The following is a 12,519-nucleotide window of genomic DNA, read 5'->3' as shown; positions in this document are numbered from 1 at the left end:
CTGCATTTCATGCGGCGCGATGGCGTGGACGGCGCGTGGAGCGGCCCAACGCTGCCGCCGGAGATCGATTGGCAGCCGCAGACGGATGGTGTGACGCTCAGCGTGGCGGATGTGACGCCGGGCTGGCATGATAAGACCGGTAAGCTTCTCGCCATCGGCTGCCGAGTTCGCTACAGCCCGAAGGGCAAGCAACTCGACGACGTGAAGCGAGCGCACCAAACCGTGTATGCCGTCTTCGACCCGAAAACGTCGAAATGGACGCCGTGGCAAGTTTTGGAGCTGCCGGCGAATGATGAGTTCAACTTCGCCCGCAACGCCTGTGCGCAGTGGGTCGTCAAAAACGACGGAAAGCTGCTCGTGCCGCTCTACATCGGCAAAAGCGCCAAAGATCGCTTCAGCACGACCGTGGCCGAATGCCGCTTCGACGGCGAAAAGCTCGTCTATGAGCGAAACGGCGATGTTTTGCGCCTCGACGTGGCGCGTGGGCTTTATGAGCCGTCCTTGATCGCGTTTGGCGGTCGCTACTACCTCACGCTGCGCAACGACGAGCGTGGCTACGTCAGCGTGAGCGATGACGGACTGCATTTCGCGGAGCCCAAACCATGGACCTTCGACGACGGCGCGGAACTGGGCAGCTACAACACGCAGCAGCACTGGCTGGCGCATCGCGACGGCCTTTTTCTCGTCTATACCCGTCGCGGCGCGAACAATGACCATATCGTCCGCCATCGTGCGCCGCTCTTCATGGCCCGTGTCGATCCCGAGAAGCTTCAAATCGTCCGCGCGAGCGAAAAGGTCGTGGTGCCCGAGCGCGGTGCGGAGTTGGGCAACTTTGGCTGCGCCCGCATCAACGATCACGAATCCTGGGTGACGGTATGCGAAGGCATGTTCATGAAGGACTCCAAAGCCCGTGGTGCCGAGGGCGCGACGTTTGTGGCGCGGATTCTCTGGTCCAAACCCAATCCGCCAAGCCCATGAGCGAACCCATCGTCTATCTGAATGACCGCTTTCTGCCTGCCTCGCAGGCGAAGCTGAACATCTACGATCTCGGCATCGTGCTCGGCGCAACGCTGACGGAGATGACGCGCACGTTTCGGCATCGGCCGTTTCGCGCAGAGGAGCATGTGGCGAGGTTGTATCGCTCGCTGAAGTTTTCTGGCATCATGATTCCGCTCACGCCGGAGGAGATGCTGGCGCGGACAAACGACCTCGCGGAGGCGAACTGCAAATTGCTCGGCCCGGATGAGGACCTCGGCATCGTGCATTTCGTCACGCCGGGCGAAAATGCGCTCTATGCAGGCAGCGCAGGCTCGGCTGGGCCGCTGAAGCCCACGATTTGCATCCACAGCTTCCCGCTGCGCTTCGAGATGTGGCGGCATCTGTTCACCGAAGGCGCGCATGTCGTCACGCCGTCGATCCGGCACATTCCACCGCAGTGCATTGAGCCGAAGATGAAGAATCGCAGCCGTCTGCACTGGTGGCTGGCCGACAAGCAGTCACAGGCCGTCGATCCGCGTGCGATCACGCTGCTGCTCGACCTTGATGGCAACGTCACCGAATGCGCAGGCTCGAATTTCGTCATCGTGAAGGGCAAAACGATCATCTCGCCCTCACCACGGAACATTCTCGGCGGCGTGAGCCTGCAAACCGTGCGCGAACTCGCGCCGAAGATCGGCATGGAGTTCATCGAGCGCGATTTTCAGCCCTACGACGTGGTGAATGCCGACGAAGCCTGGCTCACGACCACGCCTTACTGCATGGCACCAGTGACGCGGATCAACACCACGCCCATCGCCGATGGCAAAACGGGGCCGTGGTTCACGAAAATGCTCGCCGCGTGGAGCGACCACGTCGATTTGGACATTGGGGCCCAGATTCTGGGATCTGCATGAATCGCGTCGCACATCTCTTTGTCATGTTCATCGCGCCAGCGCCGCTGGCGGCGGTCGATTACGCCAGGGACATCAAGCCGCTGCTGAAAGAGCGCTGCGTGTCCTGCCACGGCACCGTGAAGCAAAAAGGCGATCTTCGGCTCGATGCGGGCGCATTGATCTCGAAGGACGTGCATCAGGAGCTGCTGAAGCGTGTGAACTCGCACGACGAAGCCGAGCGCATGCCACCGGAAGGCGCGCGGCTCACGCCGTTGCAGATAGGCGCATTGCAGCAGTGGATTGCGGCCGGTGCGCCCTATCCGAGCGATGAAGTCATTCCAAAGAAGCCATCCGAGCACTGGGCGTTTCGGCCGGTGAAGCGTCCTGAGCTGCCGAAGTCAGCGCATGCGCATCCGATTGATGCGTTTGTCTTTGGTGAAAAGGCGGCCGCACCTCATGCGGCGCCGAATGCGTTGTTACGACGTGTGTTTCTCGATCTCATCGGGTTGCCACCGGCTCTGGAAGAGCAGGCGCGTTTCTCGTCAGACGCTGCTTTCGTTCGTGTGATCGACGACATCCTCACCCGCTCCGAATACGGCGAGCGCTGGGCGCGGCACTGGCTTGATGTTGTGCGCTATGCCGACACCAACGGCTACGAGCGCGATGCGGAGAAGCCGTTCGTGTGGCGCTACCGCGACTACGTCATCGAAGCGCTCAACAAGGACAAACCTTTTGATCGGTTCGTCATAGAGCAGATCGCCGGAGATGAGTTGCCGGACAAATCACTGGAGTCCCACATCGCCACCGGCTTTCTGCGGCTCGGGCACTGGGACGATGAGCCGGCGGACCCGCCCACGGATCGCTACGACCAGCTCGATGACATCGTGAGCACGACCGGGCAGGCCTTTCTCGGCCTCACCATCGGCTGCGCACGCTGCCACGATCACAAATTCGAGCCGCTGAGCCAGCGCGACTACTACAGCCTCGTCGCCGTCTTCAATCCGCTCGAACGCCCGCGCCAAGGACGCACGGAACTGACGGTGAAGATCGACGACACGGAGGTTTACACCTGGAAACAGGTCGAAGGCACCCCGCCGCTCACGCACGTGCTGCTGCGTGGCTCGCCCTCGCGGTTGGGAGATCGTGTCGAGCCTGCCTCGCCGTCCATCTTGAATGAAAGACTCGCGCAGAAATCTCGCCTCGGCCTCGCGCAGTGGATAGCGAGCGAGAAAAACCCGCTCACCGCACGCGTGATCGTCAATCGCGTGTGGCAGCAGCACTTCGGCCAGGGCCTCGTGAGCACCGCGAACGACTTCGGCCTCATGGGCGCGGCACCCTCGCATCCTGAGCTGCTCGACTGGCTGGCGCATTGGTTCGTGCATGACGCGAAGTGGTCATTAAAGAAACTGCACCGCCTCATTCTGACCAGCCGGGCGTGGCAGAGCAGCAGCGTAGGGCAAAGGGCAAAGGGCGGAGAGTCCAATCCCGCTGTCGCGTCATCAAGGAGCGCTTCGGACTCTTTGCCCTACGCTCTTAGCCCTTCTCTCTACCGCTACCGACGTCTGGAGGCCGAGGCGATCCGCGACTCGATCCTCGCCGTCAGCGGCCAGCTCAATCCGAAGCGCTTTGGCCCGGCGATGCGTCCCTCCATTCCTGCTGCTGCGCTGGAGGCAAACACCGACAAAGACAAGATCTGGAAGGCCTCCGACGCGCGCGAGGCCTCGCGCCGCAGCATCTACACCTTCATCAAGCGCGGCCTCGTCGTGCCGATGCTCGAAACGCTCGACCTCGCCGACACCGTGAGCAGTTGCCCCCAACGCCAGGTCACCACCGTCGCTCCACAAGCCCTCACGCTCTTCAATGGCGACTTCGTAAACGAACAGGCCAAGCACTTCGCCGCCCGTCTGAAACGCGAAGCGGGCGACGATGCCACGAAACAGATCACCCTCGCGTGGCGACTTGCGCTATGTCGGGAGCCATCAAACGATGAGATGACGAAGATGCGGACGTTTTTGCAAAACGAGTCACTCGAACAGCTCTGCCGCGTGATTCTCAATTTGAACGAGTTTGTTTATCCTGAGTGACCTCCTACGATTAATTTGCGACCATGCTGCTATTCATCTCACATGCCTCAGAGGATCAAAAAGACTTCGTGGAGCCCCTGGCGAACGAATTGGGTAAAGTTTTCGATGTTTGGTATGCGCCATATCAGCTTTCACTCGGCGACAGCCTCCTTCAAAAGATCGACGAAGGCTTGAGATCTTGCGATTTCGGAGTTGTCGTGCTTAGCCAAGCTTTCTTTTCGAAGAAGTGGCCCAAAGCCGAATTGGATGGGCTGTTCGCGCTCGAAGGAACATCAAGGAAAGTGATACTACCAGTTCGGAAGGGACTCAGCCCGGAAGATGTAGCTGGGTATTCTCCCATTCTCGGAGGACGGCTTTCTGTATCGGCAGACGAAGGCCTCGCGAGAGTCGTCGAGGAAATCCGATTGGCTGTTGATGTGTCCGAACGGAAAAGGCAATTAACGATCGTTGGAACCGCTGCCCAGAAATTCAAACTGCTGGATCAATCTTTAAAGGAGAAGAAAACCTCATTCACTCTATTACACAACGAAGAGGGCGTTAACCTGATCAAGGATGCGTTGCAGCGGTTGTTCCAAGTGCTTCAGAAGACTTTGAACGAGATCTCCGAGCAGTCTGAAGTGGTTAAGTTTCAATGTCGGCTGCTTGGGCCATTCGGCATGGACGTCAGCGCCCCATACCGCCTGACTTCCGATGTCAGGCTTATTGGCCTTGGAGGCAACTACGCCGACGAAGCTGTTTTGAGGATGCGTGTTGTGTTGAGCTCACGGCCTCATTTCAATGAGCAAGGGGGCGTGATCAGCACTCTCGATTTCAAGCCTGCATTTGATTTCGCAAAACACGTCATCTGGGTTTCGGAAGACGATAGTCGCAGATATGGAACCGATGAACTAGCCGGACACTTCATCGACACGCTGTCTCATGAAATTCAGGTTCAGAGTGAAGAGCAGCCCACATATGGTTAACCGGTCATCTATGTCCATGAGCCGCTTCATTCCCAATCCAACGCCGTGCGGCCTCGAGCGCCGGGAGTTTCTCCTGAGGGCCACCGGTGGCTTCGCCGGTCTGGCGTTGGCGGATTTGATGGCGGGGCCGTTGACGGAGAGGTGGGGGCATTTTCCGGCGAAGGCGAAGCATTGTGTGTTCTTGTTCATGAACGGCGGGCCGTCACAGGTGGACACGTTTGATCCGAAGTCGATGCTGAAGAAGTTTCACGGCAAGCCCTACACGGGCGATGCAAAGGTCGGATCGAACGGGCGGGCGGTGGGGCATCTGATGGCGTCGCCGTTTGAGTTCACGCAGCATGGGCAGTGTGGCTTGCCGATCAGCAGCCTGTTTCCGCGCACGGCGATGCATGCGGACGACTTGTGCGTGATCCGCTCGATGCATGCGGACACGGCGGCGCATGCGTCGGGTTGTTTGCAGATGAACACCGGCAGCATCTTCATCGGCAAGCCGAGCCTCGGCTCGTGGTTGAGCTACGGGCTGGGATCGACGAATCAAAACCTGCCTGGCTATGTCGTGATGACCGATCCGCGTGGCGGCCCGATCGGCAGCGCGTCGAACTGGTCGGCGGGCTACATGCCGGCGGCGTTTCAGGGCACGTTGTTTCGCAGCGGTGGCTCGCCCTTGCTTGATCTCGCCACGCCGCCGGGCACGAGCGACCGCACGCAGCGGCGAAGCCTGGATTTGCTCAAAGCATTGAATGAAGAGCATCTCGCGCGGCATCCCGAGCAGTCGGAACTCAATGCGCGCATCGAATCGTATGAACTCGCCTATCGCATGCAGACGGAGGCGATGGTCGTGGTCGATCTCGACCGCGAATCCGCCGCCACGCGCGAGATGTATGGCCTGAATCATCCGCTCACGGCCGACTTTGGCCGCAAGTGCCTCATCACGCGTCGGCTCATCGAGAATGGCGTGCGCTACATCCAGCTCTACTCCGGCGGCGGGCACATCGAGGACACATGGGACGGCCACAACGACTGCATCAAGAACCACACGCTGCACGCGGGCGAGACGGACCAGCCCATCGCGGCGCTGATTGCCGATCTGAAGCGCACCGGCCTGTGGGACGAGACGCTGCTCGTGTGGGGCGGTGAATTCGGCCGCACGCCTACCAGTGAGGGCGTGGGCAAGCCGGGCCGCGATCACGACTGGCATGGCTTTTCGATGTGGATGGCCGGCGCGGGTGTGAAAGGCGGCCAGGCCATCGGCGCGACAGACGAACTCGGTTTCAAAGCGGTCGTGGATCGCGTGCATGTGAGCGATCTGCACGCGACGATCCTGCATCTCATGGGCGTGGATCACACGCGACTGAGTTTTCATCATCAGGGCCTCGATCAGCGGCTCACCGGCGTCGAGGAACGGCGCGTGGTGACGAAAGCGCTGGCGTGAGAACTGCCTCATCTTGAAACAAGCGGCCTTCTCACGGTGTAACTCCTCGCCGATGAATCTGTGGCTCAAACAGCGTGAAACGAGGGCTGCCAGCCCCGAACGGCGGCGGTTGCTGAAGTCGTTGTCGGCGGGCGTGCTTGGCTTCAGCGCTCCTGAATGGCTGGCGATGCAGGCACGGGCCAGCAGTTCGTCGAAGGCCGCGATGGCAGGACAGGCGAAACGCGTGCTGGTGATTTATGAGGAGGGCGGCATCAGCCAGATGGACTCGTTTGATCCGAAGCCGGATGCTCTGCTGGATCACCGGTCGCCTTTCAAGCCGATCCCGACGAGCGTGCCGGGAACGCATTTCTCGGAACTGATGCCGCTGACGGCGAAGCAGGCGCATCGGCTCGCAGTGGTGCGCAGCATGACCTCCGCACCGACGGCGGGACACAAGGAGTGCTGCCAGGAGTTCTTCAAAGGCTGGCGCAATACGAACGCCTTCGACTTTCCCGACATCGGCTGCGTGGTGACGGAACTCATGGGCACGGAGCGGCCTGAAATGCCGGGGTACATTTTTTGCCCCGGTATCAACATGCCAAACGCGATCACCAGCACCGGATTCCTGCCCGCCAGCCGCGCTCCGTGGAAGCTGGGCACCAAAAGCCTGGGCGAAGACCTCAGCGATCCACAGTGGAAAGTGCGCTCGCTGGAACTGCAGAAGGGCCTGCAACGAGAGCGCCTGCTGGAGCGGCATCGTTTGCTCGAGTCACTCGATGTCGGGGCGGTGGCGGAATCGACGGCGGGGCAGGTGATGAAGGGAAACACGCAGCACGCGCTCGATCTGCTCACCAGCGAGGAGGCGAAGCAGGCGTTTGACCTCTCACGCGAGTCCAATGCGACACGCGACCGCTACGGCCGCGATCACCGGGGCAACTGCTACCTGCTCGGACGTCGTTTGATTGAGTCCGGCGTGCGTTTTGTCACCGTGACCTGCATCCAGCCGCCGGAGCATGTGAAGCGTCCCGGCTACGGCCAGCCCGGCGGAGTGTTCCTGAACTGGGACCACCACGAAGGCATCTACAACAACGGCCCATGCGGCGGACCGCAGGGGAACAGCAATCAAGAACGCTATGGGCTGCCGCATCCCGTGATGATGCCAAGCCTGGATCGTTCATTCAGCGCGCTCATCGAGGACATGCATCAACGCGGCCTGCTGGAGCAGACGCTCGTCTGCTTCGTCACTGAAATGGGCCGCACTCCGCGCATGAACAAAAACGGTGGACGCGATCATTGGGCGCGTGCGATGTCGATTGCGTTCGCAGGAGCCGGCTGCCCCGGCGGGGCGGTCATCGGTGCCACGGATCGCGAAGGTGGCGATGTGACGGACGCACTCTACACGCCGTATGATTATGCCGAGACGATCTACCGCAAACTAGGCTTCCCCGACACCCAGCGTCTCGAACGACCCAACGGCGTTGCAGTGCCGTTGTCCGACGGCGGAAAGGCGATCCGCGAACTGTTTTGATCCATGAAGCGTCTTGTCGCATGCCTCCTGGCGATTGCATTCACGTGTCGGGCCCAGGACAAGGCTCCCGACTGGGTGCTTGATGCCGTGGCTCCCTGGCAGGCGCGGGACTCGCAGGCTGAGTGGGTATTTCGTGACCAACTCTGGATCGGCGGCGGCTGGTTTCAGTCCTATGCCGAGCCACCGCGTGACGTGTGGGCGTCGGCTGATGGCAAAGAGTGGAAGCAGGTCGAGAAGAGCGCCCCATGGCTGCACAGTGATCTGCCAATGAACCTCACCTTTGCCGACAAGATGTGGATCATGGGCGGCTGGCACAAAGGCAGGCTGCCCGGGCACTCTGCGAGCCATCAAGTGTGGTCTTCGGGCGATGGCGTGACGTGGGAACAGGTCACCGCGAACGCGGGATGGACGCCGCGCCTCGCCGCTGGGCTGGTGGAGCATCGGGGGCGCATGTGGCTGCTCGGCGGCACGGAGAATTACTACTTCGGAGATGACTCGAGCCTCAAAAACGACGTGTGGTCGTCTGCGGATGGCAAAACGTGGAAACAGGAGACCGCGAGCGCCGCGTGGTCGCCGCGCGCGTATCACCAGGCGGTCGTTTTGAACGAGAAGATCTATGTTTTCGGCGGCGGGAACTATACGCCGGCCTATCACGCGAAGAATGACGTGTGGTCATCGAGCGATGGCGTGACCTGGACCTGCGAGACACAGGCCGCGCCATGGGAACCGCGTTTGTGGTTCAGCGCTGCGGTGTATCGCGGGCGAATCTGGGTCCAGGGCGGCTGGTCGAAGGAGAAGGACAACTTTGGTGATGTGTGGCACAGCGCCGATGGGAAGAACTGGCAACGCCTTGAGACGAAGAACTGCTGGAAAGCGAGGCACGAGCACTCGGTGTTCGTCTTTCAGGACAAACTGTGGATCGCGGGAGGCCATGCGCGGCCGCTTTCGAGCGAGGTGTGGTCGCTGAACCTGCCAGAAGACTGGAAGCCGTGAGGAGGGCCTCCAGGACGATGGCGCAGCAGTCTTACCGCACTTCCCAAGCTGGCGGCAGGTCCTTCGACTCCGGCCCATACGTCTGCGACACGACGAATCCGCTCGCCTGCGAGGTGTAAAAGATGCGCCCGTTGCTCACCACGGCACCGAGGCACTCGCGGGAGTCGATGGCGGGGCCGGTGGACACGAGTTTGCCGTCTTGCGAGAGGTCGATCATGTCCATGTTCGCGCCGAGGACATACGGTTCGCTCATCGTGAAGCGGCAGCAGGCGTAGTTGGTCTGGATGCTGTAAATGACCTTACCGGTGGCGGCATCGAAGACATTGCCTTTGCCGCGCAGGGCGTTGGAGAACATGAACTTCTCACCCACGCTCACCACATTCAGCGCGGAGGTCACTGCGTCGCTCGTCCAGACGAGTTTGCCGGTATTGGAATCGAGACACCACACATGACGGTCCTCGGTGCCGAGCTTCGCGCGGTTGTAGCCGCCGATGTAGAGCTTTCCATCGCGGGCGCTGAGCGTGCACTTCGAGGTGACGTAGTATTCATTCGTCTGCCACAGCACTTTGCCGGTCGCGGGATCAATGCAGCAGGTTAGGCCGTTGTTTTCGACCGGCAGGCCGCGACGCCGCTTCGTCTCGGCATCGTAGCCGAAAAAGACGCTGTAGTAGAGCTTGCCATCGAGAATGCAGATGCCGCAGTCATTGCCGCCGCGCCCGAACTCGAAGAAGTCCTTCTCCCAAACGACCTTGCCCGTGTCCAAATCCCAGGCCCAGAGGCGCGGATGATGGTTCTTCGGGTAGTACGGGTTGTCGTTCGAATAGATGAAGCTCATCACTTCGCTGCCATCCGCAGGCACCACGGGCGGCCCGCCAAAGGTGTACGGCTTCTCGCTGCCTTGCGGCGCGTAGTCGCCGCTACCGCTCGCATAGATCGCCACCTTGCCCGCAACGACCGGCGGGAACTGCCGGCTCCAACTCGGACTGCCGGTGAACGGCGCTTCCCACAGCAGATTGCCCGTCGCAGCATCAAGACAGCGCACAAACGACTTCTTCATGCCCGCCTGCGGCACCAGCAGCTTGCCGTCGATGTAAAGCGGCGACGTGAAGCTCAGATACACGTCCGGATACCACTTCCGCCAAAGCAAACGCCCCGTGTCCTGCTCGCACGCGATGATCTGACCCTCCGCCGTGTGCGTGTAGATGCGCCCGCCACCACAAACCGGCAGATGCTTCACCGTGCCTTCGAGACGCCGTGCCCAACGCATGCGCAGCGGCGGCTTGAGGTCCTGGTTGTTTGAGTTCTGGCCAGCGAAGTTGCCGTAGTTCGTGTACCAGTCGTGTTTGGCGTCGGCGAGCTTGCCGGTGAGCGGGGAGCGGATGGTTGAAAGCGTCTCCGGTCTTGGATCGGCAGCTGGGAGCTGTGATGGGGTGGAGCTGAAAGCCAAGAGGCGGCCTCCTTCATCGGCCACATATAGTCTGCCGTCGGAAATGGCGGCAGGGGCGCTGATGGCACCCGTCTTGATGGTATCACTACCTTTGATCGCGCCTGGTTGACCTAATTGACCTTGTTGACCTGATTGAAGATCAATCACATGCACGCGACCATCCAGCCCGCCAAAGATCACATGCCGCTTCGTTAGCACCGGCGGCGCGATGGCTCCAACTCCACTGAGCGTCTTCATCTCCTTCGTGCTCATGTTGTGCCGAATGAGCCCGCGATCCGTCTCCGGCTTCACACGAAACACATCCTTCCCACGAATCGCCACGGGCGAAAAGCTCAGCAGGCCATCCATGCGGATGTTCGTGTCCGTTCCAGGGACGAAGTCGCCGGTTTTGAGCGTGTCGCCTTCGAGGCGCATGATGTCCACGCGACCGGCGTTGTCGCGGCGATGCCATTGGACATAGACGTTGCCGTCGTCATCCGCGCTTTGGCCGAAGGTGGCGGGGAATTCCTTGCCGGACCACTCGGGGATCTCGCCGGTGGCTTTGAGCTTCGGTGCGGTGCCGGTGTCTTCAAGGAAGAGCGTGCGACCACCAGCGGGAATGACGACAATGTTGCCTTTGATCAAACAAATGTCCCGCGAGCACACGAAGTGGTCCTTCCACGTCACGCGACCATCGCTGGAGGTCGGCTTGGTGCCCGGTTTGAGCGTGGCGAGCATGCGTTTCTCGCAAAACGCGGCCCAGGACTCGCCGCTCCAGCGATTGCCATCGAAGCCGACGACTTCCTTCACGAAATCCCACTTCCAGAGCTGTTTGCCTTCAAACGTCATCGCCAGCACCTGCGCCCCGAGCGTGGCGACATACACGCGATCCTTCGCGACGACTGGCGTGCTGAAAATCGGCTCGCCGCAGTCGATCTCGGCCACCACGGCGCCGCTGTCGCGATCCAGCACGTAGTAAAAACCCGCCGTGGTGCCGAAATGCAGCCATTTTCCCGCGATGGCAGGCGAACTGACGTTGTTGACGTTTTGCTTCCCGCCCTTGCTTTGGAAGCGCCAGAGTTCCTTGAGCGTCTTCGCATCAAAACAAGCCGCGCAGCCCGATCCATCGACCACATACACCTTGCCGCTCGCGACCACTGGCGACGTGTAAATACCATCCGTCATCGCCACCGCGCCTTGCAGGCCGAGTTTCTCGACATCGAGGTCGATTTGCGCCGCATTGCCGCTGTGCGCGGCATTGAACATGAACTGCGGCCAGTCCTCCGCGGAGGCAGTGAGGCTGAAAACGAGGGCGAGAGGCAAAAACAGGCGCTTCATGGCGAGAGAATACGAAGGGCCATGGACGAACTTGTGCCGTGTTCGCGTTTTGCAGACAGCGGGTTGGGGAGCCGCGACCGCCCTTGCCTTGAGCGGCTTGCTGGCCGACTTGGGAGGCATGACCCGAGGCAACCGCTCGCTCATCTACCTGATCGTCATCATCCTGACGGGTATCATCGTGCCGTTTGTCATCTGGGGCGCGCGTTTTGATGCGACGCTGAGCCTGGAAGGCACACGGCAGTGGATGGAAGGCTACGGAAGCTGGGCGTGGGCGGCGGGGATCATTCTCTTGATCGCAGACATCGTGCTGCCCGTGCCATCCACGGTGGTGATGTCGGCGCTGGGCTGGAAGTACGGCTGGTGGACCGGCGGCCTGATCTGCGCCGCCGGATCGATGCTGTCGGGAATGGTGGCGTATGCGGCATGTTACTGGGTGGGACGGCCGGCGGCGCGATGGATCGCAGGCGAGGAAGGCCTGCGCCGGGGCGAAGAGGTGTTCGAACGCCACGGCGGCTGGCTGGTGGCGCTGTCGCGCTGGATGCCGGTGCTGCCGGAGGCGGTGGCCTGTCTGGCGGGGCTGTCACGCATGCGCAGGCGCGTGTTTCTGCCGGCCTTGGCGTGTGGATCGGTGCCCACGGGCTTCGTGTTTGCCGCGATTGGTGATCTGGGCCAGAGCGAGCCCGCGTGGGCGATCGTTTTGAGCTGCTTTGTGCCCGTGCTGCTGTGGCTGGGGGCCGCGCGTGTGTTGAAACGCTAGGCGGTGTTTGAAACTGTCTCTCACAGCCTGTTGCAGAAGGGCAGCGCCAACGGCGCGGCATTCCTCAGCCCATGGGCGGAGCCCTGGGTTTGGAAGAAACGACCGCTCTTGCGCTTGGGGTGAAGCCCTGCAAGGGCGGGACTCGACTC

Annotated in this window: 8 protein-coding genes and 1 pseudogene; 8 read left to right on the top strand and 1 reads right to left on the bottom strand. The window is 61.1% G+C overall.

Annotated elements, in window-relative coordinates; genetic code table 11:
- The 7 genes and pseudogenes from IAE77_RS19930 to IAE77_RS19900 all read left to right on the top strand — a co-directional run.
- A pseudogene (locus IAE77_RS19930) lies at positions 1–978 on the top strand (lysophospholipase); the annotation flags it as partial.
- Entirely contained in the window at positions 975–1,892 is a 918-nt protein-coding gene (locus IAE77_RS19925) for an aminotransferase class IV (RefSeq protein ID WP_294230490.1), read from the top strand. The pseudogene IAE77_RS19930 and the gene IAE77_RS19925, both read left to right, overlap by 4 nt.
- A complete protein-coding gene (locus IAE77_RS19920; protein ID WP_294230487.1) occupies positions 1,889–3,955 on the top strand; it encodes a PSD1 and planctomycete cytochrome C domain-containing protein in 2,067 nt (688 codons plus the stop codon). The genes IAE77_RS19925 and IAE77_RS19920 overlap by 4 nt, the downstream gene beginning before the upstream one ends.
- Positions 3,956–3,978: 23 nt before the next feature.
- Entirely contained in the window at positions 3,979–4,917 is a 939-nt protein-coding gene (locus IAE77_RS19915) for a toll/interleukin-1 receptor domain-containing protein (protein ID WP_294230484.1), read from the top strand.
- A gap of 16 nt (positions 4,918–4,933) precedes the next feature.
- The gene (locus IAE77_RS19910; protein WP_294230481.1) at positions 4,934–6,349 is read left to right on the top strand and encodes a DUF1501 domain-containing protein; all 1,416 of its coding nucleotides are present in this window, start codon (positions 4,934–4,936) and stop codon (positions 6,347–6,349) included.
- A 52-nt stretch (positions 6,350–6,401) separates the two neighbouring features.
- The gene (locus IAE77_RS19905; protein WP_294230478.1) at positions 6,402–7,856 is read left to right on the top strand and encodes a DUF1501 domain-containing protein; all 1,455 of its coding nucleotides are present in this window, start codon (positions 6,402–6,404) and stop codon (positions 7,854–7,856) included.
- A 3-nt stretch (positions 7,857–7,859) separates the two neighbouring features.
- The gene (locus tag IAE77_RS19900) at positions 7,860–8,849 is read left to right on the top strand and encodes a hypothetical protein (protein WP_294230475.1); all 990 of its coding nucleotides are present in this window, start codon (positions 7,860–7,862) and stop codon (positions 8,847–8,849) included.
- A gap of 31 nt (positions 8,850–8,880) precedes the next feature.
- Here the strand turns inward: IAE77_RS19900 and IAE77_RS19895 are convergent, their stop codons facing one another.
- Positions 8,881–11,613 carry a PQQ-binding-like beta-propeller repeat protein gene (locus IAE77_RS19895; RefSeq protein WP_294230472.1) on the bottom strand — a complete coding sequence of 911 codons (2,733 nt, stop codon included), beginning with the start codon at positions 11,611–11,613 and terminating at the stop codon, positions 8,881–8,883.
- Between the two features lie 118 nt (positions 11,614–11,731).
- On the opposite strand from IAE77_RS19895, the gene IAE77_RS19890 reads away from it, so the two are divergent.
- Positions 11,732–12,370, top strand: a complete 639-nt coding sequence (locus IAE77_RS19890) for a VTT domain-containing protein (RefSeq protein ID WP_294230469.1) — start codon at positions 11,732–11,734, stop codon at positions 12,368–12,370.
- Positions 12,371–12,519 lie beyond the last annotated feature (149 nt).

It is taken from the genome of Prosthecobacter sp. (genome assembly GCF_014879935.1).
Lineage (GTDB): Bacteria > Verrucomicrobiota > Verrucomicrobiia > Verrucomicrobiales > Verrucomicrobiaceae > Prosthecobacter.
Note: the sequence above shows the minus strand (reverse complement) of the source record. Positions and strands in the feature narration are given on the sequence as shown.